Raw genomic sequence first — 23349 nt, 5'->3', positions numbered from 1 at the left:
GATGAGGGTGGCGGCACTCCGGAAGGCGTCAATGGCTCTCATGTCCGTGCTCCTGGCTTCGACGTTGGGGGCGAGGGGTTCCAGAAGGGAGAGCCGTGCTCGTGCCGCGCCGTCCCAGAAATGATTTCCCGGGGATTTCGGAGGGAGGGGGCGGAGCGCGGTATCCTCCGGCCTCCCTCGACGTCTCCACCCCCGGAGCGCTTCCATGAACAGCGGTATCCGCACCGTCGTCGTGTCATTGGGCCTGGTCCTCGCGCTGGCGGCTCCGGCGGCCCGGGCGGATGGCCTCTCCGTCATCCCGTATGGCGACAACTGTTGGGGCACCGGCACGGACGCGGACCGGGATGGGCTCAATGACGACTGCGAGTACCAGCTCGCGAAGTGGTTCATGCCGCTGTTCTGGTTCGATAGCGGTGAGAGCGGCGCTGCCCGCCGGCCGTACTTCGCCGTGAAGAGCGAGGCGTTCGCCACCCGCACGGTGCGCATCTTCTATATGGACACGTTCTTCGAGGACTCCGGCGTCACCACCGGCCACGACGGCGACCCCGAGTTCCAGATCTTCGAGGTGCACGCCTCCGGAGGGCGCTGGTATCTCGACGCGGCCTACCTGTCCGCGCACCGCAAGAGCTCGTGTGAGTCGTCTGCCTGGTACTCGTTCGATCAGCTCGAGTACGACCTGAGCGACTCGCGCAATGGCTATCGTGGGTGGCCCGTCCTCTACATGGCCGAAGACAAACACGCGTCCTACAACAACCTGGCCACGTGCGACCGTGGGTGCTTCTCCCAGGACTTCTGCAGCCGCACCACGGCCCAGTATCTCGACACCACGACGAACAAGCTGGCCTCTCGCAACGTGGGCTCCACGGCGGTGCAGTTGATCAACCCGGTCGTCCTCAATGGCAAGACGGAACGCCTGCTCGACGACGTGGAGTTCACGGGCTGGGATGATCAGTGGTACCGGCCCAACTCCCAGGGCTACCGGCGCCACTTGAACGACTTCGGCTTCTGACGCTCGCGACTCGCATGTCTTCCGTGGGCCCTGGAGGTCGTGGACGCAGGCTCCTGCTGGCCAGTGGCGTCCTGCTGAGCGTCGCCATCGCGTGGGTGCTGCTCAGGGACGGTGAGTCGTCGCTGCGGCCCACCGTCACGCCAGCGCCCGAACGCGTGGCGGAGGTGACTCCAGCCCCCGCCGTGCGTGCGCGGCTGCGGCCCCTGGCTCCCGACGTTGTTCCGCCCGCCGCGACGGGAGCAGCCCTCTCCGCCGCGCTGAACGAGGAGCGGGTGGAGGTGTCATCGAGCGCCCGCATCGAGGGCATCGATGCGGACCGTCCGTGGGTGTGCACGGGCGAACTGCTGACGCTGTCGGCTCGCACGGGAGGGGAGGCCGAGCCGGGCATGGTCTCGCGCTGGGTGTGGCCGGGTTCGGAGACGGGCGCGGAGCTGCAACCCGGCGCCCGGCTCCCGTGGCGTGCACCGGCCACGGCGGGGCGGTACTTCGTGCGCTTCCAGCTCTGCAAGGACCTGGGCGGCCGGCGCGTCGGCGTGCTGGCCGAGCAGGTCGTCAGCATCGACGTGCGCACATGCGGTCCGGATGAGGGACAGGCCCATGCGCTTCGCGTCGAAGTCTCCCAGCGGGGCAACGAAGCCTTCTCCTTCCGGGCGGTGTCACCGAAGCCAGCGACCACGTACAGGTGGGACTTCGGCGATGGGAGCTCCACCGTGACGACGGAGCCCGGTGCCACGCATGCCTATGCCGCGCAGGCACCCGGCGAGCCGGACGTGCGCAGCTTCACGGTGTCGTTGTCCGCCCGAGGCGCGGAAGGGGAGCAGACCGTGACGACGTTCGTGCAGGTCCGCGCGCAGCCGCCTTCCGATGCGCCACCCGGGGCAATCCTGAAGGTCGAGCGGGTGACCGGCCGCGCCGCAAGCGAAGGCTGGAGGAGTCAGGTCCAGGTCGACGTGCCCGAGGGCAGCGACGTCACATGGGAGCGTGTGGAGCGACTCACCGTGACATGGGACGACCAGGTGGACGTTCGCACAAGCGGCTGGCGCGAGGTCATCACCGTGGAGCAGGACCTGGGCCGTGGAGGCTTCCGGGGCCACGTCACCGTGCTTCCGTCCGACGTGCGGCCGGACGTGAAGCAGGTCATCGACTTCCTCCATGGGCGTGATGCGAAGGGCCAGGAGGTGTCCCTGTCCTGGGCCTCCTACAAGGCCGAGCCCCAGCGCGCGTCCCCTTCGGAACGTCCCCCGCCGAAGTAGGTCATGAGGCCCCCTGGGCCAATGCGGGAGGGGAGAGCGACTCGATCACCTGCCCCGTGCTCACGGTGCACCTGGACCGGGGCTGAGCGCCAGCCTACTTCGCAAGCCACGCCGCGAAGCGCTTGTCGAGGAGCGGCGCCGCTTTGTCGACGGCCTCCCAGGTGTCGTCATCGAGCTTCGGCGCGTCGTGACCGAACGGGCCCGCGCGCTTTCCGAAGGTCTTCTTGAGGTCGGCCGTGATGTTGGCCACGAGCACGATGCTGCAAAGGCGTAAATCTCAGTCCGTCAGCAGCACCATGAGCGTCTGGGCCAGCTCCAGCGCCCCCGGGTATTTCGGGTCGAGCTTCGTCGCCTCGTCGACGATGATGCTCGCCTCCCCCAGGCGTCCCTCTTCCTTGAGCGCCACGGCATACGCGAAGTAGGCGGCTGCGGACTTCGGCTCCTTCGCGATGCGGTCCAGGTGCACCTTCTCCTCGGCGCTCGGCGGAGTGAACGCGCCGGTGGGCGGGCACGGGTCGCCATACGCGCCCTTGATGCTCTTGGAATAGGTGCCCGGCGCCAGGGCCTTCACCGCCTTCACGAGTGCCTTGGCATTCGTGTCGCCATCACGGGCACAGAGCCCGAGCACTGCGATGTACAACCCCTTGTTGAGGCCGGGGTAGTCGTCGGACTTCTCCACCCGGGGGTAGTGCCAGCTCCCCTCGGTCAGCTTCACCCAGAGCACCTGCTTCTTGAGGGCCTCCAACGGGGCCTGCGCCTCGGCCTCCGTCTTCCCACCTCCGAGGATGATGATGTCGTAGGTGCGAGGCTTCGGCTCCTTCGCCGAGGCAAGCAGGGGCAACAGCACGAAGGGCAGTAGCAGGAGACGAGCGGTCATCCTGCCAGTCTATCCAATCCCGCGCGAAGTCTGCTCAGGCGGTCTCGAACACGAGCCGCTGGGTGACTTCCCTGCAGATCGCCTGCGCCTGCTGGACCGTGTCGGCATAGGCCAGCACATAGCCCGCACGGTCCTCGGACTTCATGGCCGGACGGATGGTGGTCCCCACGTCGACCACGAGCGAGATGTCCACCACGCCCGGGATCCTCTTCAGCGCGTGCATGCCATGCAGGCGCTTGAGCTTGCCGGGCGGCGGGGTGAAGTACTGGATGGCCGCGCCGCCCCGAGGAACGGGGTCGGCCTCCAGGGGCTTCAGCGTCCCCATGGCCCACTGGAGCGTCATGTCCAGCAGGTCGTACCCGGTCGTCAGCCGCACCAGGTCCCACAGCCGATCCCCGCCCAGCCGTGTATGGGTTTCCACGATCCTCGGGCCACGCGAGGTGAACTTCAGCTCCGTGTGCGAAGGGCCATCCTTGATGCCCAGCACATCCAGGAAGCCGCGAATGAAGGCTCGCACCTCGCGGTCGCGGTCCGGGCTCATCGGCGCCGGGACCTGGTGGGCCACCTCCAGGAACTCGCTGCCGGTGGGGTCCGAATTCTTCGTCTCCACGTTGATGCCGAGGATGACGTGGCGCCCCGCGAACGAGAAGGCCTCCACGGAGTACTCGGGGCCGTCCAGGTACTCTTCGGCGATCCACGACGACTTGCCGTCGAGCACGCCCTCCAGGTCCCTCGCGGAGCGGACCAGCCGCACGTCGATGCTGCCCACGCCATCCACGGGCTTCAGGATGAAAGGGTAGCCCCTCCGCTCGGCGAACGCCGCGGCATCGCCGGGCATCTTCACCGCGGCCCACTGCACGGGCGAGAAGCCACCCGCGTCCAGCACCCGCCGCATCGCCTGCTTGTCGCGCGTCTTCTCCACCAGGTCCAGCGGAGTCCCCGGCAGCCCCAGCGCCTGGTTGATCCTCGCGCAGGGAATGAGCGCTTCCTCGGCGATGCTGACCGCGCTCACGAACGGGGTGATCGCGTGCGAGGCCGCCAGCATCGGGATCAGCGCTGGATCCTCGTAGCTCATGAGGAGCACCCGGTCCGACTGCCGGTTGACGGCGTCCTCCGAGCGCTCCGGGTGCTGGATGACGAACGGCCTGGCACCCAGCTGCCACGCCCGCTCACAGATGAAGGGCCTCGCGCCCAGGAGGATGATGTCTGACGCCATGGTTCAGGGGCTCCCTGGTGATTTCACGGTGAGGTTCGCCGGCTCCGCGCGTGACGGATGAAGTCGCGGCGTCCGGCCTCGGAGACGACGAAGGCCCAACCCAGCTTGCCTCCGCTGGAGATGTTCACGACCTTGGAGGTGCGGCTGCCTCGCACCAGGAACCCGTTGGGCTTGCCGCCATAGGAATACAGCCCGAGCACCAGCCGGTACTCCACGGGCGTCGCGTCCTCGACCGCGCGCAGCGCGACGGTCTCTGCTTCCACTCCGCGCTGGCAGATCCAACGGTCGAGGCCCGCCTCGCGCAGCTTCTGCTCCAGCACGTCCGCGGGCCAGTCCACGCCCATCAACACGCCGCTCCCGCCATAGGACGCGCCGCCGTCCCACTTGAAGACGAGCTCGCCCTTGTCACGCAGCGCGGCCGTGAGGGTGTCCTCGGACAAAGAGAAGGCGTGCGGAAGGTATTTCCGGATGGCGGCGACCTCCTCTGCGCCGAACAGCGCCTGGAACCCCGGCTCCCACAGCAGCGCGAGGAACCGCTTGCTCATCCGCAGCTCCGGTTCGAAGCCGTTGGTCAGCACCGCGCCGCTGTCCCACAGCTTCTCCACGAACGCGAAGTCGTCGGTGACCTCCTCGTGCGTGAACATGCGGTGCACAAGGGTCTTCTCGCCTTCGCCACGGCTCAGCCACGCCTTGGGATACCGCGCTTCGTCGAGCAGTTCCACGGTCAGGCCCGGGTTTGCCGCCTCGAGGTAGCGCTTCAGCAACTCCTGGCGTGGATAGCCCAGCTGCCCGTGCGCGGTGGAGTCGAGGATCACGACCCGGCGCAGGTCCCGCTTCCTGCACTCCGCGGCGTACAGCCCGGCGAGGTCCCGGAGCGCGCTGCCCGTCAGCCCCGCCTGGGGATACCCCAGCGCCTCGAGGTATGCGTTCGCCCCCTCGTACGCCTCGCCGCCGCCCACGCCGGGGAAGATGTTGAACTCGCAGAAGGAGTACCCGTCGCGCGTCGGGACGATGTCCATCCGGCCCACCGTCGCGTCACCGTGCTTCAGGTTGTCCCAGTGGATGAACGCGGCGAGCCGCTTCGGCATCCGGAACAGGTCGAGCACGCTCTCCTTGGAGCGCGTCGCGAGCAGGTGCTGGATGATCTTCAACTGCGCGGAGAGCAGGGCGCTGCACGCGCGTCCCAGCTCGGCGAACTCCGCCGCGTCGAACAGGAGCGGATGCGCGAGCTGGCGCTTCTCGAACATCGTCGAGCCAAGCCCTCGCATCAGGGCCTCGGCGTTCGCGTGCGCCACCGCTTCCCTGGCCGGGTCCCGTCCTTCTTCGAGGGCAGCGAAGAACTCTTCGTTGAATGCACCGATCATGGGCGGGAGGGGCTGCGCAAAGGGTGTCTGGGGAAGTGAGCAGGATACATCACGCAACACCGAAGAGCGCGTTCATCTTCTGCAGGGAGAAGGCCTTGTAGACGACGGGCTCGTACTTCGCCGGCGTCTCCTTGCAGAACTTGGGGAAGCACTCGATCAACGCGTCATCGTTGGCGAGCTTGAAGAACGCGATGGACTGTCGCTCGTCGCCGGACAGCACGACGCGGTGGGGCGTGGAGACGTATTCGTCATTGGACCACCGGGCCATCAGGTCGCCGATGTTGACGATCAAGTGGTCACGCGCGGCCAGCCTGGGCGTGATCCAGGTCCCGCTCCGGTCCCTGACCTGGATGCCGGGCCCGGTCTGCGCGAGCATGGTCAACAGCGTCCCGTCCGTGTGCTCGCCCATGCCCTGGTCATTGACCAGCTCGCTGCTGAGCTGCGGATAGAGCAGGGAGCGGAGCGAGTCATTGGACGCGGAGGTCTTCTTCGCGAAGAAGTCCCGGGGCAGGTCCAGGGCGATGCTGAACAGTTCGGTGAGCCGGGCCGTCAACGCCTCGCACTCCCGGAAGTACGCCTTCAGCGCCGCGCGGAGTTGCCGGCCCGTGACGTCCGGGCTGAAGGGCAGGGGCGCGCCATCGTCGTCGATGCGGCGGCCCACGCTGAACTTCTCCACGTAGTCGCTGGGGAGCCCCTTCTTGCCCGTGTACGCGAAGGCATTCTCCTCCAGCATGCCGCTGTAGCCGTAGGGCGTGTAGTCGTCCGCGGCCATGGTGAAGCCGGACTGGAGCCTGCACCGGTCCTTCACCTCGAACGGCAGGCCGAAGAAGGCGCGCGAGGTCGCGTAGGCATCCTCGAAAGTGGAGGGGGCGATGCCATGCCCGCTCAGGGTGAAGAAGCCCACCTCCTTGCACGCACGGTCAATCTCGAACGCCACCCGGCGCTCCGCTTCGGAGCCCGGCGTCGCGGACGTCAAATCGATTCGGGGTAGCTCGGTCATCTCTCTTCTCCTCCTTCAATCCCGGTGGTGTTCGAGCTCGCGCAGCAGATGCGCGGTCGTGATGACGTCGAGGAACGCGTGGCCCGTGGAGCTGAAGATGGTGCGGCCCGCCCGCAGGGTTTCGCGCTCCGTCCGGACCAACTGGCCCAGGGAGAGGGCGCTCGCATGGACCGGCCCCGCCTCGGCCACGGCGGTCGCCAGGTCCTCCACGATGAGTGTCGACGTGCGCAGCAGCTCGAGCGGCACCTCCCGCGCTTCCGTCGTGTGCCCGCCCATGCAGTTGAGGTGCACGGTGGGGGACAGGTCCGCGAAGCGGCCCAGCGGAGACTTCGATGCCGTCGCGGTGCCGATGACGTCCGCGGTCCGGACTGCTTCATCCAGGGTGTCGCACGTGATGATCCGCACGTCCTGGCCCAGGGACTCGCGCAGCTCCGATGCGAACGCGGCGCACCGGGACGCATTCCGCGCCCAGAGCCGCATCTCCTGGATGGGACGGACCGCGCAGACCGACACCGCCTGCTGCCGCGCCTGCACGCCCGTCCCGGCGATTGCCAGCACCCGGGCATCCGCGCGCGCACAGCGGTCCGTTACCAGCGCCGACACCGCGGCGCACTTGAGGTTCGTCACCGCCGCGCCGTCGAGCATCGCGAGCAGCTCGCCCGTGCGGGTCGAGAACGCGGTGACCACGGCGTTCACGGTGGGCAGCGGGTCGGTGGCGGACCGCTCGAAGATCGTCGCCACCTTGTTGAGGTAGAGGCCGAAGTGCTCCGACACCGCTGGCATCGACAGGAACGCGGCGCGGGGCTGCTCCCTGGAGACCACCTCGCGCAGGGGGACCTGCATGCGCTCATGCAGGCCCTCCGTGAGGGCTGATTCCAGCTCCCGCACGAGCCGTAGGAGGTTGCCGCGCGCGGCGACGACGCTGTGTGAGTAGAACGGGGTCATCGCGCGGGCCCTCTCGCCTACAGCGTGGCGAGGACTTGCTTCAGGTTGTCGATGAACGACTGGACCGTCTCCGTGGGCAGGTCGCCGCGCAGCATGAGTCGGATGCCGGCGCGGCCGACGGGCACGATGGGGAAGAAGACCGCCGAGCAGTAGAAGCCCCGCCGGTACAGCTCGCGCGAGAGCTTGACGGCCTTGTCCTGTTCGCCGACCTCCACGACCTTGATGTGGAGTCCGTCGCCCCGCTGCGCCGTCTGGATGTGCTCATCGAACAGCGCGATGTTCTTCCGGAGCTGTTCCTGGCGCTTCCCCAGCTCGGGGCTGCGGTGCACCTTGATGCTGCCCAGCGAAGTGCCAATCGCAGCCGTGCGCAGGCTCTGCGACCACCCCATCGGGCCCGTCCGGTAGAGGAAGTCGTAGTGCTTGCGCGAGCCGAGCATCGCGATGCCGCCCGTGCTGCCGAACGCCTTGGCGGTGGAGGCGATGATCAGCGTCCGATCATTCAGCGAGGGAAGCCGCGAGCGGATGTACCCCTCGCCATGCTTGCCCTGCGTGGAGAGCGAGTGGGAGTCATCGATGTACAGGAACAGCCCGTACTTCTCCTGGAGCGTCCGCAGCGCTTCGAGGTTCGTCACCCCGCCCACGGAGTAGACGCCGTCGCACACGTACGCCACGCGCGGGTACTTGCGACAGACATCCTCCAGGTAGTTCATGTCGTTGTGCGGGCTGTTCAGCACCAGCGTCTCGTCGGCGACGATGGGCTTCACGAACGCCATGGAGAAGTGCGCGAACTTGTCGAACACCATCACCAACGGCTCGCTGTCCGTCAAATGGCCCGAGCCGAGCATCGGCAATATCGCCGCCGTGAGCGCGCTGGACGTGACCGCGGGGAGCACGGGCCCGCCGAACAGGTCCGCGAGCTGCAGCTCCAGCTCCTCCATCAAGCCCAGCCGGATGCGGAACTCGGCCATCGACAGCCCGGTGACGCCCTCGCTCCGGAGCGCGTCGATGCCGCCCTGGATGACGTCCGGGTGGCTGTTCAACCCCAGGTAGGAGCACGAGCACAGGTTGACGAACTCGTGCCCGGTGTCGACCTCGCGCAGCCGGTTCTGGCTGCCGTTGAACTCGACACGGATGCCGAGCATGTTGGCGTCCTGCGCCACCCGCCAGGCGCTCTCGCTCGCCGGGACCATCTTCTGGTTGTTGCGGTGCGCATGGGGACCGATGACGGGGTCGGTGTGAGTCGTCACGGGCGGGCTCCTGTCTTCTCGATCACGAACTGTCCAATGCGGGCAATGGCTTCACGCCCGCTCGAAAGCCGCGGGTGGTGCAGGTGCCAGACGTGCACCATGTCGGGCCACTCCTCCAACGTGACGTCCACGCCGGAGGCCCGCGCCTTCTTCGCGAGCGCCTCGGAGTCGCTGAAGAGGATCTCCCGCTCGCCCACCTGGATGAGCAGCGGCGGGAAGCCGGTGAGGTCCGCGTGGATGGGCGCGGCGGTCGGGTGCCGGAGGTTCTTCCCGTTGAGGTACAGCCGGATGACCTGGTCCACCACCTTGCGCTGCACGAGCGGGTCCATGTGTTCGCGCGTCCGGTAGCTCTCGCCCGTGGGCTCCATGTCGACCAGCGGCGAGATGCTCACCGCGGCCCCCGCGAGCGGAAGCCCCCGCACCCTGGCCTCGACCAGCATCGCGAGCACCAGCCCACCGCCCGCGGAGTCGCCCGCGATGGTGATGCGCTCAGGCGCGAACCCCTGTCCCAACAGCCACTGATATGCGGCGGTGGCGTCCTCCACGGCGGCCGGGTAGGGGTGCTCGGGGGCCCGGCGGTAGTCGAGTTGGAGCACGCGGCAACGCGCGGCCCGGGCCACCTCGCCGACCATGCCGGCGTGACTCTTCAGCGAGCCGAAGACGAACCCGCCGCCGTGCAGGTACAGCAGGGCCCGGTCCGCATCGTACTCAGGAGGGGTGAGCACCTGGGCGCCGACCCCATTGAGGTTGAGCGGCGCCACCCCGATGTCGGACGCGAGGGGCGTCCCGAGCGCGTCATAGTGCACCCGCGCTTCCTTGAAGTCGTCCGGCCAGGGCCGGGCATCCAGGTACGCGAGCAGCTCCTTCATCTCCGCGGCATTCCGCGCGGCGTTCTCTCGTGTCGTCATGTCGCGCCTCAGGCCAGGACGTCGATGACGTGCGGGAACGTGTTGAGCTCGCCTCGGAGGTAGCGCGAGACGCTGGGGTCCTCCTTGTGGTCGTCCGCCTTGGAGAGCGTGAGGCCATAGAAGTCGTACCAGCGCTTGAGGTCATCGGCGCCCGCCACCTGGTACTCGACATGGCGGATGGGCCGGCGGGCTCCCTTCGTGGCGTCGGGCCGCATGGGCTGGGTCGCCGCGTGGGCCACGCCGCCCACCACCTCGTTGTGCAGGACGATCATGACGACGTCGTTCTCCAGGTCGAGCTTCAGCGCGAACGAGTAGTCGTTCAGGACCTCCTCGTAGAACTCCTGCTTGAGCGCGACGTTGTAGTTGTTGGGGATGTTCTCGATGAGAGACTTCGGGTCGATGCCCTTGTCCTGACAGAACCGGCGCGTGTCGCAGATCATCGGCAGCCCGCCGCTGATGTTCTGGTTGGGGCCGTAGAGGTTGGCGATGAACGGCGTCGCCGCGTCGAAGTGGATGCACTTCGTCGTCACGAACTCGCGGCTCTCGGTGTGGTCGTTGTTCGGCGTGAAGCTCTTGTTCTTGTTGTACCCGTCCACGTCCATCTTGACGACGCGGTCGTAGGGGACCTCCACCGGGCTGTACTTCGCCAGGTCGAAGCGCGGCGCGGCGGCGCGGAAGACGCCTTCCAGGTAGTTGCGGGCCAGCTCCGCCCCGGCGTCGGTGTGGATGTCGAGCTTCTGCGCCGCGAGCAGCTTGTTCGCACCGTGGACCACCGCGAAGCCGTTCTTCTTCTCGACGGCCTCGATGATGGCATCCACCAGCGCGCGGTTCGGGGGAGCGGAGTCGCCTTGGCTCAAGTCCGCCGGGAAGGTCGAGACGTCGATGAGCGAATCCTTGATGCGGCTCGGATCGATCTTTTTCATGGATTGTCCAGGTCTGAAGGGATGAATGACTTGAGAAACAATCTATACATTCGCAGACACGGTAGCATTTGATTGTCGGCCTGGGGAACGACTTCCCCAGGTGGTCCATGGGGTGCGGCGCGCGCAACCCCTCGCGTGCGAAGGATTGGGCACTGCTGGCTTCACTCGTCTGGTTATGGCTATTGCCAGGGCAGGTCCCTACGATCATTGCAATGCTGCAATCACCTTGGGTTCGTGCTGCCCCGATAGCGATCACTGGTTTTGCATTTGCGCTTCCTGGTGCTCGTTCACTCCATGAGCTGTCCGATGTTCTTCAGCGCGGGAAGACGACGTATGGCGTCTGGCCCGCGGATCGCATTCCTCCTGCGACGTACCTGGATCCCGCTGCGACGGTGGGGTCCGCGAAGCTGTACACGGCGCTGGGCGGCGTCATCGAAGACGACGCGCGCCCGGAAGACCCGGCGGGTCGACCCGGGCTCGCGCAGCGCTGGGTGTTGGACGCGGTCCACCGCGCGCTCGCGTCGGCGCGGCTGCCTCCTGGCTCGCTCAGCGGGCAGCCTGTACCGGTCTTCCTGGCGCACTCACGCGGTGGCGGCCACGGGCTCTACGACGCCGCGGTCCTCGCCCTGGCGGGTCGGCTCCAGCCGTACCTCGTCCATGGCGCGCACCCCGGCGAGTTCACCCCCCAGGAGCTGTTGAACGTCGCGGAGAAGGTGCGCCGCGAGCTGCGGGACGCGTTCGGTCCCCGCTTCGTCGCCGACCCACGCGAGCGGGCCATCCACCGGCTGGCCAGTGGGATCGCGGAGGACCTGGGCACCACGGAGAAGGCGCTGATCGTCGATGGCAACTGCACCGGGGGGCTCATCGCGGTGGAGCTCGCCGCACGGGAGCTCGCGAGCGGTGCACCGTGGGCGCTCGCGGGCGCGCTGTCGTATGTCGACACCGTCAATCAAGTCCTCTACTCGAACGCGCGCCTGCTGTCGGCCGAGGGCTGCTTCCCCTTCGCCAGGAAGGGCACGGGCACGGTCATCTCCGACAGTGTGGTCATGCTGGTGCTCACGACCCTGGAGCGGGCCCAGAAGGAGGGCCTGCCGGTCCATGGCGTGATCCGCGGAGTCGGCGGCGGCAACGATGGCGCGACCGAAGGGTACATGCTCGTTCCGAACCCGCGCGGGCACCAGGTCGCAATCCAGCGGGCCGTCGAGCACGCCGGTGTCTCTCCATCCGAGCTGGGAGTGCTGCTCTCGCACGGAACGGGCACCCGCGCCGGTGATGCGGTGGAGACGAAGGTCTTCAATGGTGCGTTGAGGATGCACGGTGAGGCCGGGCAGCCGCGGTCTCCCGTGCCCGTGCTGTCGATCAAGGGGAACGTCGGACATGCCAAGGAGGCGTCAGGGTTGGCGAACCTCGTAGCGCTCCTCTCCATGTTCGAGGAGGGTCGCATCCCGGGCCCGCTCCGTGATGACAAGGATGGAGCGTTGATCGCGCCGGGGGGACTCATCGAACTCGACAAGACCGCCCGTCCCTGGCCGGCGGGTGAAACGCCACGCATTGGAGGCGTGAGCGCCATCGCGAGTGGCGGACAGAACTATCACGCGGTGGTGGAGGACCGGCCTTCGCCAGCACGGATCAAGACCCTGCTCCGAAACCAGCCCCGAGGCCACGCGAGGAGTGACGAGCCCATCGCCATCGTGGGCGTGGCCGGCGCGTTCGCGGGCGCTCCTGGACTCTCCACGCTGTGGCGGAACCTCCTCCAGGGGCAGCGGTCCTTCCGGCGGCTCTCGCTCGACCAGGGGTTGTCACAGTCCGCGCGCGCCGAGCTCTACTCCGATTACGGGGCGCCGCTGGAGCTGGACCCGGAGCGCTTCGCCGACAACGCCAGCCAGTACGCGGAGCGGCCTTCCGACATCCTGCGCTACGACCCCCTCCATTACCTGCTCGTGGACCTGGCACGGATCGCGGCGTCGAAGGTGCCCATCGAGCCAGGGAGCAACGTCTCCGTGGTCGTGTCCGCGGAGCACTGCAGCGAGTACGGGCTGCGCCAGGTCGCGGCAGCGCGGCTGCCGGAGCTTGAGGAACAGCTGCTGCGCGCGTTGCGGGGGACGGGCAGGGATCCCAAGGGGGTGGCGCGCACGCTGCGTGCGGCGATGAAGCGACTCTCGGGCGACCTGCCCGAGCTGTGGGCAGGCAGCCTGTTCAACCTATCCCCCAGCTTCATGGCGGCGCGGATCGCCCGCGCCTTCGACCTGACTGGGCCCACCTGCGCCATCGAAGCCGGAGCCGCCGCGTCTTCCATCGGAGGCCTCGAAGTCGCGTGCAGCCGTCTCGGGGCCCGGGAGGTGGACGCGGCCTTCTGGGCGACGGCGGACATGCGCCTCGGGTTCACGCGCTACGCCGACGAGTGCGCGATGGGGCACCTGTCACGGCGGGATGCACCGACCGCGCTCGACGCTTCCGCCGACGGGTATCTGCCCGGGGAGGGCGCCACGGTGTGCCTGCTGCGGCGGTTGTCGGATGCGAAGGCACGCGGCGAGCGGATCCACGGGATCATCCGTTCCATTGGCAGCGCCTTCGCACCGCTTCCAGACCGCGGCCTCGTCTCCGAGACTGCGATGAGCCTGGCCATCCGACGCGCCTACTCGCGGTGTGACGTGTCGGCGGACGACCTCGCGTTCGTCGAATGCTTCGGCAGCGGACACCTCGCCAGTGACGTCGCGGAGACCGCCGCGCTCGGACGCACGCTGGCCGCCGCGCGGGCCAAGCCGCTCCCCATTGGCGCCGTCATGCCCAACATCGGGCACACCGGGGCCGCGGCGGGCGCCGCGAGTCTGATGAAGGCCCTCTTCATGCTGAGCACGAAGAAGGCCCCTGCGACGGTGGGCGTGAGGAGCCCGCTCGTCGGCACACAGGAGAACCTCCGTGTCATCACCGAGCCCCAGGAGTTGAAGGAGGCGCGCTTCGCAGGCCTCAACGCGGCGGGGGCGGGCGGGACGCATTATCACGTCGTGCTCGAAGCGGGCCCGGATGCCTTGGAACTGGGCTCATGAGAGCGCTCGCGGACCCCACGGAGGTCCTGGCTTCGCTTGCACGAGGGCTTCATGAGCAGATCCCGATGACGAAGTTCCTCGGGATCACCTTCGCGGAGTTCGAGCCCCAGCAAATCGTGCTCGCGGCGCCGCTCGGCCCCTCGCTTAACCACCGGGGCACGGCCTTCGGTCCCGGGGTCTTCACCGCTGCCGGGCTCGCGCCGTGGCTGCTGCTCGTGCGGAAGGCCTGGTCGGAGAGGCTCGCCGTGCAGATCCTCCTGCGGCGCTGCGAGTTCGCCCTCCACCGTCCCATCACAGGGGACTACCGGGCGCGGTGCGACTCGTTGCCCGTCCTGGAGGTCGAAGCCCTGCGGCGCGGAGGCAAGGAGCGGCTCTCGGCCACGTCGCACGTCCTCATCGATGAGGGGGAGCCCGCCGCGACGTACACGGCGCACTACACCCTGATCGGGATACCGGCTTCGGCCGGTGCTGGAGAAGGCGACCTGCGGCTGCCCTTTCCCGAGGAGTGGCGGACATGATCTACCGCAGGCTCGGTGGCCTTGAGGTCTCTGTGTTCGCGCTCGGCGCGGCGAACTTCGGAGGCATTGGAAGCTCACGGAAGCTGGTGGGGAAGGGCGAGACCGAGGCCGAAGCGCACGCGCTCCTGGATCGTGCCGTGGCGCTGGGGATCAACCTCATCGACACGGCGGGCACGTACGCGGACGGAGCCAGCGAGTCCTTCATCGGTTCCTGGCTGGCCTCGCGGGGCCCGGCGATGCGGGACAGGGTTCTCCTCTCGTCCAAGGTCGGGATTCGCGGTGGCCTTGGCCGGAAGCATGTCTTCGAGGAGGTGGAGCGCACGCTGGCCCGTCTTCGCGTCGACACGCTTGATCTCTACCTGTCGCACGTGCCGGATCCCGCCACACCGTGGGACGAAGTGCTCGGGACCTTCCAAACCCTGGTCAAGCTGGGGAAGGTTCGTCAGTTCGGCCTATCCAACGTGTCCGCGAGCGAGCTTTGGAGCGCTGCCGGCATTGGAAGAATCCCGGGGTTCGGTTGGGTCCAGAATCGCTTCAACCTGCTCGAACGGGACGACGAGCACAACGGCGTGTTGGAGGCCTGCCGGAAGCTGGGGCTTCAATACACCCCGTACTCTCCCCTGGCCGGTGGCCTGCTGAGCGGCAAGTACAGCCTCTCAGGCTCCATTCCAGAGGACACGCGCATCGGGCAGCGCCAGGACCTCTATGCCAAGGCCTGGAGCCCGGAGAACGCCTTGCGCGTCGAGCAATTGAAGCTCCAGGCCGCCGCCCACTCGCTTTCACCCGCAGGGCTCGCGACCTGGTGGCTGCTGCACTGCCCCTTCGTGACGTCGGTGCTCGTGGGCGCGCGCAGCCCCGACCAGTTGGAGCAACTCGTGACCCAGGCCTTGGACCTGCCCGTGAACGACGGGCTGTGGCGGACCCTCTCTTCTCCGGGCCAATAACATGCGCGCAATCGTTTGCCGGACCTGGGGTGGACCCGGGCAGCTGACCCTTGAGGACATGCCGGAACCCGTTCCGGGAGACGGAGAGGTGAAGATCGACGTGCACGCATGCAGCGTGAACTTCGCCGACCTCCTCATGATTGGCGGCACCTATCAAACCAAACCGCCGTTGCCCTTCGTCCCAGGGCTGGAGGCGGCGGGAACGATTGCGAGTGCTCCCGATGGCTCCGGCTTCCAGCCCGGCGACCGGGTCGTGGCAATCCTGTGGCACGGGGGCTACGCCGAACAGGCCGTGGCCGCGCCGCGAGAGACGTTCCTGCTTCCGGCCGGTGTCTCGTTCGAAGTCGCGGCGGCCCTGACCAGCGCGTACGTGAGCACCGCGTTGGCGCTGCAGCGGGTCGCCCGCCTGATGCCCTCCCAGACGCTGCTCGTCCTCGGGGCCAGCGGAGGCGTGGGCCTGGCGGCCGTGCAGTTGGGCAAGGCGCTGGGCGCGACCGTCATCGCGGTCGCGGGGACGACGGACAAGCTCGCCACCGCGCGCGAAGCTGGCGCGGATCACGTCATCAGCCACCATGACCCCGACTGGAAGGAGCAGGTCCAGGGCGCGGCGGGACCGTCAAGCGTGGACGTCTGTTTCGATCCCGTCGGAGGCCCGCTCTTCGACCCAGCGCTCTCGACGCTCGGCTGGGGGGGACGCTACGTGCTCGTCGGGTTCGCGGCGGGCCAGGTGCCCCAGATACCGGCCCACCGGCTCCTCGTGAAGCACCGCGCGGTCCTCGGCTCCTCGCTGCGCTACTTCCGCTACCGCGAGCCGGCCGCCCTGCGAGAGACGATGGAGCAGCTGTTCACCTGGTACGCGCAGGGCAAGGTCTCCCCGCGCATCACCGGGCGGTTGCCGCTGAGCAGGACCTCCGAGGGACTGCGCGCCCTGGAGGAGCGGCGCGCCATCGGAAAGCTCGTGGTCTGCGTTCGTGACGGCGGCCTATGAGAAGGACCGGGGCAGCCCGAGCAGGTGCTGACCGATGTACGATAGCGCCATGTTCCGACTGACCGGTGCGTTGATGTACAGGCGCACCTCCCGGAACTTGCGCTCCACGTCGTACTCCTCGGCGAAGCCGTAGCCCCCGAAGGTGTCCATGCAGACGTTGGCGGCTTCCCAGGCGGCCTCGGCGGCCAGGTACTTCGCCATGTTCGCTTCGGCGGCACAGGACTGCCGGGCATCGAAGAGCGTCGCGGCGTTCTCGGTCAGCATCGAGGCGGCCGTGATGGCCGTGTGGGCCTTCGCGATGGGGAACTGCACGCCCTGGTTGGCGCCAATGGGCTTGCCGAAGACGACGCGCTCCCTGGCATAGGCCACGGCCTTCTCGATGAACCACCGCCCGTCGCCAATCGCCTCGGCCGCGACGAGCACCCGCTCCGCATTCATCCCGTCCAGGACGTAGGAGAACCCCTTGCCCTCTTCGCCAATGAGCTGGTCGGCCGGCACTTCGACGTCCTCGAAGAAGAGGGCGTTCGTTGCATGGTTGAGCATGGTGCGAATGGGCCGGACCTCGAGCCCCTTCGTCTTCCGCAGGTCGATCAGGAACAGGCTGATGCCCTCCGTCTTCTTCTGCACCGCCGCCCGGGGCGTCGTCCGAGCGAGCAGCAGCATCAGGTCGGACTGGAGCACCCGCGAGATGAAGATCTTCTGGCCGTTCACGACGTACCGGTCGCCGGAGCGCACCGCGGTCGTCTCGATGGCGGTGGTGTCCGAACCCGAGTTCGGTTCCGTGACGGCGAACGCCTGGAGACGCAGCCGGCCAGCGGCGATCTCCGGGAGGAAGCGGTTCTTCTGCTCCTCCGAGCCATGGCGCAACAGCACACTCATCACATACATCTGGGCATGACAGGCGGAGGCGTTACCGCCGAAGTGATTGATCTCCCCGAGCACGGTCGCCGCCTCCAGCAATCCCAGGCCCGCCCCGCCATACTCCGTGGGAATGAGCGCGGCCAGCAGCCCGGCTTCCGTCAGGGCATTGACGAAGGCGTGTGGGTATTCGCGCTGCGAGTCGAGGGTCCGCCAGTACGTCGGAGGGAACCGGGCGCAGATGGCGCGCACGGACGACCGGATCGCCTCCCGGGTGTCGTCTTGGGCATTCATGGCTTCCATCTTCATGCATTGCATTGCGAGTTGGGAGCGGCTGGCAGGTCCCCCGCACCCATGAAACCTGAGAGGGAATGACCTGTCCGAGCTGAAAGACTATTCACCGGGGCGGGGCCTTCACGGGCCTGTCCCGGGAGCTTCGTCAAGCGCTTCCAGGGCGCAATGGTGTGTGGCCTACGCATCGGGTCATGAACGCGGGGGCTTCGGCGCTTCCATCCGCACGGCCCCGATGGGCTAGAGTCCGCCGCTCCATGGAGCGCACCGGCGCGGCGGCGATCATCATCGGCAACGAGGTCCTCACCGCGAAGGTGAAGGACGAGAACGGACCCCACCTCATCCAGCGCCTGCGGGAGCTGGGCATCCCGCTGCGCTCGGTGGAGACCATCCTGGACGACGTGGACGCCATCGTGGACGCGGTGGCACGCGCCCGGCGGCGGGCCCGCTACGTCTTCACCAGCGGTGGCATCGGGCCCACCCACGATGACGTCACGGTGCGCGCGGTGGCGCTCGCCCTGGGCCGCTCCGTGGTGCGCCTGCCGGAGATGGTCTCCGCGATCCACGCCCGCGCGGGCAACACGCCGGTGACGGCGGAGGGCCTGCGGCTGGCGGACGCGCCGGAGGGGGCGGTGCTGCTGGCCCAGCCGGGGATGTGGTTCCCGGTGCTGACCGTGGACGACATCTACCTGCTCCCGGGCGTCCCGCAGCTCTTCCGGCTGCAATTGGAGACGGTGCTGGCGCGGTTGAGCGGCACGCCGGTGCATCTGGTCAACCTGTTCTTCAACCTGGGAGAGAGCGCCCTGGCCGCGGTGCTGGACCGCGTGGCGCTGGACATGCCCCACGTGGCCATCGGCTCGTACCCGGTGTTCGACACGGCCCTGGACTACCGCGTGAAGGTGACCGTCGAAGCCGCGGAGCGTGCCCACGTGGATGACGCCGTGGGCCGCCTCCTCACTGCACTCCCGACGGACGCGCTGGTCCGCCGGGAGTAGCTTTCCGAAGGGCTACAGCGACAGGCCCATCCGCTGACGCAGGCGGAAGAAGTCGTCGGTGAGCAGCCAGGTGAGCAGCGCACGCAGGTCCGCGCGCTCGCGCACCGCCTGGAGGACGGGCTCGGTGCCCTCCTGACGGTTGGCCGCGATGTTCGGATCCTCGCGCAGCACCATGGTGAGGGCCACTGACGGGTCTCCGCACACGAGCAGGCCCGCGCGGTCGGCGGAGTAGCCGAGCGCGTCCACCACCGTGCCCACGTCGAGCTTCGGCTGCTCGGACAGCATCTGCGCGGGGACCTCGGAGGCCTTGAGGGCCTTGCGCGAGAAGGCCTTCTTGAGCTGCTTGCTCACGTCGTCGTTGCGCCGGCCCAGGCCGTTGAACTGAGACACATGGATGCGGACGGCATTGCCGAACAGGTCCGCCGTCTCGCCCTGGGACAGCTTGGAGAGCACGGCCGTCTTGTTGAGCAGGCCCAGCACCGCCTTGCCGATGAGGAACTTCTGCTCACGGGCGTTGAAGCGGCGCACCACGTCCTGGCCCACGCAGAGCGACAGGGGCTCCGTCGTCTCCGGCTGCATCAGCCCGCGGCGGGCGAGGTAGACCTCGAACTCCTCCACGCCGAAGGTCTGTGCCACCGCGCGCACGGCCTTGAACACGGCCGAGTCCGGCTTGAGCTTGTCCGTCTTCGGGTTGACGCCGAGCATTTCGAACTGCGGCGGGTACACCTTGCTGAGCTGGTCGCCAATCGCGCGCAGCAGCTCCGTCATCGCGCCCCGCGCGGCAGGGTGCATCAGCACGGAGTCCACGTCCGACGGGGTCAGCGCCTCGCGAGGCTCCTGCGGCTGCCGGGCGCGGCCCTCCGAGTAGTACGACTGCTCCACCTCGTTGGTGGCGCGCATGAACGTCAGCACCGCGGACACGGCGAAGGCCTTGTCCGCCTGCTTCTGGGCGTCCCACAGCTTGAAGAGGGCGTGCAGGCTGTCCACGCGCGTGGGGTCCTGGCGCAACAGCTGCCGGTGCTCCTCGATGGCCAGCGGGTAGCTGTTGGTGTCGCGGCCGTACAGCTCCGCCAGCGCGGCGCGGGCCTGGCTGTTGAGCGGATCCTGTTCGACGACCTGGCGGTAGATGGCGGTCGCGCGGGCAGGCTCCGACAGGGGGCCCGCGTAGAGGCTCGCCACGCGCATGCGCAGGGACGCGGCGCGCTTGACGTCCGATGACGCCGTGGCCGCCGCCTGGGCGTCCAGCATCTGCGCCAGCTCCGGCAGGTTGCGGGCCCGCTCGTAGAGGACCACCAGCCGGTCCACCAGCGCGGGCTCGCCCGGCGTCAGCTCCAGCGCCTTGCGGTACAGCGCCGTCGCGGAGGCCGCGTCACCCAGGCCTTCGTCGTGGATGCGCGCCAGCTCCACCGTGAAGCGCGCCCGCGCGTCGGTGGGCAGGTCCTGATCCAGCAGCTTGCGCAGGCAGTCCACCGCGCCGCCGAAGTTGCGGCCCTGCGCGTACACCGTGGCCAGCCGCTCCAGCGCCTCCGGGTGGCGGGGCAGGGTGGTCAGCGCCGTCTGCAGGTGCGAGGCCGCGCGGTTCGGGTCGTTGAGGTGCGTCTGGTACAGCGAGCCCAGCGTCAGGTGGTGCTGCGCGAGCACGCGAGGATCGCCGCCCTGCTGCACGCGCTGGCTGAGCATCACCGCCGCCTCGGCGTATTGCTGCGCTTCGAGGAGCAAGAGGCCGCGCGTCTCCAGCGCGTCCGGGAAGCCGGGCCGGGCCGCGAGGGCCTTCTCCAGCACCGCGAGCGCACGGTTGCGGTCACCCAGCGCCACGTTGTGCAGCCGGGCCGCGGTGACGTACGCCGCCGCCGCTGCCTCCGCGTCACGCTGCGCCAGCCGCGCCTCCGCGCGCCGCTCGTGCAGGGCCGCGAGGTCGGAGGACCCGCCGCGCTGCGCGAGCAGCTCCTCCAGGCCGGTGGCCGCGCCCGGGTGCAGCGGATCGCGCTCCAGGGCCAGCCGGTACAGGGCCGCGCCGCCGTCCGGATCATTCAGCTTGTGCACCGCGAGCTTCGCGGCGGCGACGAAGCACTCGATGGCGCCCTTGGGGTCGCGGCTCGCCTTCGCCTCGGTCTCCAGCATGGTGCGGGCGGTGGCGAAGTCGGAGCGGCGCAGGGCCACGCGGCGCGCGCCCTGGAGCGCGGGGAGGCACTGCGACTGGAGCTCCAGCGCCTGCCGGTAGAGGGCGGCGGCCTGCTCCAGGTCGGCGCTCTTGCCTTCGGCCAGCTCCGCCGCGCGCAGCAGCAGCTCCAGAGCCTCGGTGGCGTCCGTCGTCACGGCCAGCCGCATGCCGTACATGCGCGACAGGCCCGCGGTGTCGCCCGTCTGGCGCAGCACGCGCTCCAGGCTGAGGGCGAGGCGCGCATCGCTGGGGTCCTCGTCGAAGGCGCGCTGGTACACGTCCAGGGTGCGCTCGGTGGGCGGGCCCTTCTCCTGATCCGCCGCGGCCAGCAGGCGCAGGGCGCTGGACAGGCGCGCGTCCGTCACGCGGTCGGCGATGCGGCTGCGCAATTCGGCGCGGCGCGGGCGGTCCGACACGCGGATGCGCTCCAGCAGGGTGAGCGCGGAGAAGTTGCCCGGCTCCAGGGCCAGCACGGATTCGCAGCACTGCGCCGCGCGCGAGGGCTCCTGGAAGCGGTCCAGGTACAGCCGCGCGAGCTTCAGGTACGCGGTGACCTTCGCGGACGGCGTCTGGCCCACCTGCGTCTCGCGGTCGAGGATGGCGACCAGCTCCTTCACGTTGTCCTGCGCGACGTACAGGCGCTCCAGCGCGCGCAGCGTGGCGGCGTGGCCCGGCGTCAGGCGCAGCACTTCCTGGTAGCCGTCGATGGCCAGCTCCGGACGGGCGAGCTGGTCCTCCCAGATGGCGGCGGCCTGATACAGCGCATTGGCGCGCTCCATCGGGTCGGTGCGGTTGGCGGCGTCCGCGCGCAGCACCTCCACCAGGTTCTCCCACGCGCCGTGGGCCCGGTGGATGCGGGCGAGCGCGCGCAGCGCCGGGAAGTAGCTGGGCGCCAGCATCAGCGCCTCCTGGTACGACGCGAGCGCCTCGTTCTCCTGCTTGAGGCGGTGCTCGTACAGCTCGCCAATCTTGTAGATGAGCGCGGCGGCCTGGTCGGTGGAGGAGGAGATCTCCGACTCCGCCCGGTACATATCGATGAGCTTCTCCCAGCGGCCGTCCTGCGCGTACAGCCGGCCCAGGGCCTTGAGCGCGGGCAGGTACGAGGGCGACAGCGCGAGCACGCGCTCGTAGGCGCTGATGGCGCCCGCGCGATCCTTCAGGTGCTCATCGAGGATCTCGGCGTTGCGGTGCAGGAGCGACAGCACCTGCTTGGTGTCGCCGGCGAACGACGCCTCCAGGTCGTTGGTCTCCAGGAGCTCGCGGTGGCGTCCGGCGCGCTCGTAGAGGCGGGCCAGGTTGCGCAGCGTGGGCAGGTGATCCGACGCGAGATCGAGGATGCGCTTCATGCACTCGATGGCGTGGTCCAGGTCCCCCAGGCGGTCCTCGTAGATGACCGCCATCTTGTTGAGGGTGGTGATCAGCTGGTCGCGGTCGTTGGTCTGGAGCAGGTCCTGCTCGAACATCGACACGAGCTCCGCGAAGCGGCCCTGGCGCTCGTAGAGGCGGGTGAGGGCCTTCTGCGCGGGGAGGTAGCCCGGCTGGAGCTGGAGGCACGCGTTGTAGCGCGCGATGGCGTCCTCGGGGCGGCCCAGGCGCTCTTCCAGGATCTCGGCCGCCTTGTACATGCGCGCGGCCTTGCCCTTGGCGTCCTCGGCGGCGGTGACCTCCGCGTCGAAGACGACGACGAGGCCTTCCCAGTTCTGCATCCGGTAGGACAGCTTGCCCAGGCCCGCGAGCGCGGCGGCGTGGCTGGGGATGCGCGCGAGGATGGCCTGGTAGCGCGCGGCGGCCTCCTGATCGCGCTTGAGGTCGTCCTCGTACAGCGCGGCGAGGCGCATGTTGATGGCGACGAGCTCGCTCTCGTCGTTGATGGAGCCCACCCACGCGAGCAGCACGTCGGCCAGCTCCTCGAAGCGCCCTTGTGTCTCGTAGATGCCGGCGAGCGCGGAGAGGACGAGCGGCTCATGCGGGCTCACGCGCCGCGCGGCGAGCAGCGCGGAGAGGGCGTCGTCCTTGCGGCCCAGGCGGTCATGGACCTTGGCGATGTGGAGGTAGGCGGGAGCGGCCTGGGAGCCCTGGCCCTCGGCCTCGGCGAGGAGGGCGGCGAGCAGCTCGTCGGTGCGGCCCTCGCGCTCGGCGATGCGCTTGACGGCGGCCTGGAGCAGCGGGTCGGAGCGATCCAGCGCGAACGCCTCGCGGAAGCAGACGGCGGCGGCGTCCTTGTTCTTGAGACGCTCCTCCAGGAGCATGCCCGCGGCGGTGAGGTAGTGCGCGCGCAGGCCCGGCGGAACGACCGCGGCGGCGAGCAGCTGGTAGATCTCCACCAGGGCGCCGGCGTCATTGCGCGAGGCGTAGACGGACTCGAGCTGGGTGAGGAGGGTGATGTCGGTGGGCTTGCGGTCCAGGGCCTGGCGCAGGGCATCCGCGGCGTCGTTGTCGCGGGACAGGCGCTCCTCGAGGATGGAGCCCTTCTCGAAGAGGAGGGAGGCCTGCTGGCGAGGGTCCTCGGAGGCGATGAGCTCCGCGTCGATGAGCTGGACGACCATCTGCCAGTTGCCGACGTCGGCGAAGAGGCGACGGGCGGCGCGGATGTTGGCGAGGAAGCGAGGCGCCAGCTTGTAGGCGTTCTGGAACGCGACGGCGGCGTTGCGAGGGTTCTTGAGCGGCTCTTCCCAGAGCAGGCCCACCTCGTGGAAGAGGAGGGCGGCCGTCTGGGGTTCGGTGGTGGCGAGCGCCTTGGCCTCGCGCTCCATGGAAGCGATGCGCTCGCGGGCATCGTCCTCGGCGCTGGCCTGGGGGGCGGGG

The 23349-nt window shown here is 68.8% G+C and carries 18 protein-coding genes; 7 read left to right on the top strand and 11 right to left on the bottom strand.

Features of this window, described 5'->3' with window-relative positions; all coding sequences use genetic code 11:
* Positions 1–205 precede the first annotated feature (205 nt).
* On the top strand, positions 206–1009 hold the full coding sequence (locus tag D7V97_RS17890; RefSeq protein WP_120611859.1) for a hypothetical protein: 804 nt from the start codon (positions 206–208) through the stop codon (positions 1007–1009).
* Between the two features lie 14 nt (positions 1010–1023).
* Entirely contained in the window at positions 1024–2262 is a 1239-nt protein-coding gene (locus D7V97_RS17885) for a PKD domain-containing protein (RefSeq protein WP_233582919.1), read from the top strand.
* 94 nt (positions 2263–2356) lie between these two features.
* Here D7V97_RS17885 and D7V97_RS44675 read toward each other — a convergent pair whose 3' ends face one another.
* The 9 genes from D7V97_RS44675 to D7V97_RS17845 form a co-directional block, all read right to left on the bottom strand.
* Positions 2357–2512: a hypothetical protein gene (locus D7V97_RS44675; protein WP_158623390.1), complete on the bottom strand. Its 156-nt coding sequence runs from the start codon at positions 2510–2512 to the stop codon at positions 2357–2359.
* A gap of 27 nt (positions 2513–2539) precedes the next feature.
* Entirely contained in the window at positions 2540–3139 is a 600-nt protein-coding gene (locus tag D7V97_RS17880; RefSeq protein WP_120611858.1) for a hypothetical protein, read from the bottom strand.
* A gap of 34 nt (positions 3140–3173) precedes the next feature.
* Positions 3174–4355, bottom strand: coding sequence for an ATP-grasp domain-containing protein (locus tag D7V97_RS17875; RefSeq protein WP_120611857.1), 1182 nt, complete (start codon positions 4353–4355; stop codon positions 3174–3176).
* Positions 4356–4378: 23 nt separating this feature from the next.
* Positions 4379–5623: a hypothetical protein gene (locus tag D7V97_RS17870; protein WP_158623389.1), complete on the bottom strand. Its 1245-nt coding sequence runs from the start codon at positions 5621–5623 to the stop codon at positions 4379–4381.
* Between the two features lie 145 nt (positions 5624–5768).
* Positions 5769–6719 (bottom strand): isopenicillin N synthase family oxygenase, encoded by a 951-nt coding sequence (locus tag D7V97_RS17865; RefSeq protein ID WP_120611855.1) that lies wholly within the window; start codon positions 6717–6719, stop codon positions 5769–5771.
* Between the two features lie 15 nt (positions 6720–6734).
* Complete coding sequence (locus D7V97_RS17860; RefSeq protein WP_120611854.1) at positions 6735–7664, bottom strand: ornithine cyclodeaminase family protein; 930 nt, start codon at positions 7662–7664, stop codon at positions 6735–6737.
* Positions 7665–7681: 17 nt separating this feature from the next.
* Complete coding sequence (locus D7V97_RS17855) at positions 7682–8911, bottom strand: aminotransferase class I/II-fold pyridoxal phosphate-dependent enzyme (RefSeq protein WP_120611853.1); 1230 nt, start codon at positions 8909–8911, stop codon at positions 7682–7684.
* Positions 8908–9819: an alpha/beta hydrolase gene (locus D7V97_RS17850; RefSeq protein WP_120611852.1), complete on the bottom strand. Its 912-nt coding sequence runs from the start codon at positions 9817–9819 to the stop codon at positions 8908–8910. The genes D7V97_RS17855 and D7V97_RS17850 overlap by 4 nt, the downstream gene beginning before the upstream one ends.
* A gap of 8 nt (positions 9820–9827) precedes the next feature.
* Positions 9828–10742: a hypothetical protein gene (locus D7V97_RS17845; RefSeq protein ID WP_120611851.1), complete on the bottom strand. Its 915-nt coding sequence runs from the start codon at positions 10740–10742 to the stop codon at positions 9828–9830.
* A 107-nt stretch (positions 10743–10849) separates the two neighbouring features.
* On the opposite strand from D7V97_RS17845, the gene D7V97_RS17840 reads away from it, so the two are divergent.
* Genes D7V97_RS17840 through D7V97_RS17825 form a run of 4 tightly spaced genes read left to right on the top strand, consistent with a single transcriptional unit; the run spans position 10850 to position 16239 of the window.
* Positions 10850–13789 (top strand): polyketide synthase, encoded by a 2940-nt coding sequence (locus tag D7V97_RS17840; protein WP_147444851.1) that lies wholly within the window; start codon positions 10850–10852, stop codon positions 13787–13789.
* Positions 13786–14307 carry a YiiD C-terminal domain-containing protein gene (locus tag D7V97_RS17835; RefSeq protein WP_120611849.1) on the top strand — a complete coding sequence of 174 codons (522 nt, stop codon included), beginning with the start codon at positions 13786–13788 and terminating at the stop codon, positions 14305–14307. The genes D7V97_RS17840 and D7V97_RS17835 overlap by 4 nt, the downstream gene beginning before the upstream one ends.
* Positions 14304–15251: an aldo/keto reductase gene (locus tag D7V97_RS17830; protein ID WP_147444850.1), complete on the top strand. Its 948-nt coding sequence runs from the start codon at positions 14304–14306 to the stop codon at positions 15249–15251. Before D7V97_RS17835 ends, D7V97_RS17830 begins: the two co-directional genes overlap by 4 nt.
* Positions 15252–15309: 58 nt before the next feature.
* A complete protein-coding gene (locus D7V97_RS17825; protein ID WP_158623386.1) occupies positions 15310–16239 on the top strand; it encodes an NADPH:quinone oxidoreductase family protein in 930 nt (309 codons plus the stop codon).
* Here the strand turns inward: D7V97_RS17825 and D7V97_RS17820 are convergent.
* Positions 16234–17391, bottom strand: coding sequence for an acyl-CoA dehydrogenase family protein (locus D7V97_RS17820; protein ID WP_120611846.1), 1158 nt, complete (start codon positions 17389–17391; stop codon positions 16234–16236). The genes D7V97_RS17825 and D7V97_RS17820 overlap by 6 nt on opposite strands.
* A gap of 254 nt (positions 17392–17645) precedes the next feature.
* On the opposite strand from D7V97_RS17820, the gene D7V97_RS17815 reads away from it, so the two are divergent.
* Positions 17646–18383, top strand: a complete 738-nt coding sequence (locus tag D7V97_RS17815; RefSeq protein WP_120611845.1) for a molybdopterin-binding protein — start codon at positions 17646–17648, stop codon at positions 18381–18383.
* Positions 18384–18395: 12 nt separating this feature from the next.
* Here D7V97_RS17815 and D7V97_RS17810 read toward each other — a convergent pair.
* On the bottom strand, positions 18396–23349 hold a 4954-nt coding region (locus D7V97_RS17810), incomplete at its 5' end, for a tetratricopeptide repeat protein (protein WP_120611844.1).

The organism is Corallococcus sp. CA053C (assembly GCF_003611675.1).
Taxonomy (GTDB): Bacteria; Myxococcota; Myxococcia; order Myxococcales; family Myxococcaceae; genus Corallococcus.
Note: the sequence above shows the minus strand (reverse complement) of the source record. Positions and strands in the feature narration are given on the sequence as shown.

Bases quoted from the DNA above. Each gene is read 5' to 3' on its own strand.
- D7V97_RS17890 (WP_120611859.1), top strand. From the start codon at position 206: ATGAACAGCGGTATCCGCACCGTCGTCGTGTCATTGGGCCTGGTCCTC.
- D7V97_RS17885 (WP_233582919.1), top strand. From the start codon at position 1,024: ATGTCTTCCGTGGGCCCTGGAGGTCGTGGACGCAGGCTCCTGCTGGCC.
- D7V97_RS17880 (WP_120611858.1), bottom strand. From the start codon at position 3,139: ATGACCGCTCGTCTCCTGCTACTGCCCTTCGTGCTGTTGCCCCTGCTT.
- D7V97_RS17875 (WP_120611857.1), bottom strand. From the start codon at position 4,355: ATGGCGTCAGACATCATCCTCCTGGGCGCGAGGCCCTTCATCTGTGAG.
- D7V97_RS17870 (WP_158623389.1), bottom strand. From the start codon at position 5,623: ATGCGAGGGCTTGGCTCGACGATGTTCGAGAAGCGCCAGCTCGCGCAT.
- D7V97_RS17865 (WP_120611855.1), bottom strand. From the start codon at position 6,719: ATGACCGAGCTACCCCGAATCGATTTGACGTCCGCGACGCCGGGCTCC.
- D7V97_RS17860 (WP_120611854.1), bottom strand. From the start codon at position 7,664: ATGACCCCGTTCTACTCACACAGCGTCGTCGCCGCGCGCGGCAACCTC.
- D7V97_RS17850 (WP_120611852.1), bottom strand. From the start codon at position 9,819: ATGACGACACGAGAGAACGCCGCGCGGAATGCCGCGGAGATGAAGGAG.
- D7V97_RS17845 (WP_120611851.1), bottom strand. From the start codon at position 10,742: ATGAAAAAGATCGATCCGAGCCGCATCAAGGATTCGCTCATCGACGTC.
- D7V97_RS17840 (WP_147444851.1), top strand. From the start codon at position 10,850: ATGGGGTGCGGCGCGCGCAACCCCTCGCGTGCGAAGGATTGGGCACTG.
- D7V97_RS17835 (WP_120611849.1), top strand. From the start codon at position 13,786: ATGAGAGCGCTCGCGGACCCCACGGAGGTCCTGGCTTCGCTTGCACGA.
- D7V97_RS17830 (WP_147444850.1), top strand. From the start codon at position 14,304: ATGATCTACCGCAGGCTCGGTGGCCTTGAGGTCTCTGTGTTCGCGCTC.
- D7V97_RS17825 (WP_158623386.1), top strand. From the start codon at position 15,310: ATGCCGGAACCCGTTCCGGGAGACGGAGAGGTGAAGATCGACGTGCAC.
- D7V97_RS17820 (WP_120611846.1), bottom strand. From the start codon at position 17,391: ATGAATGCCCAAGACGACACCCGGGAGGCGATCCGGTCGTCCGTGCGC.
- D7V97_RS17815 (WP_120611845.1), top strand. From the start codon at position 17,646: ATGGAGCGCACCGGCGCGGCGGCGATCATCATCGGCAACGAGGTCCTC.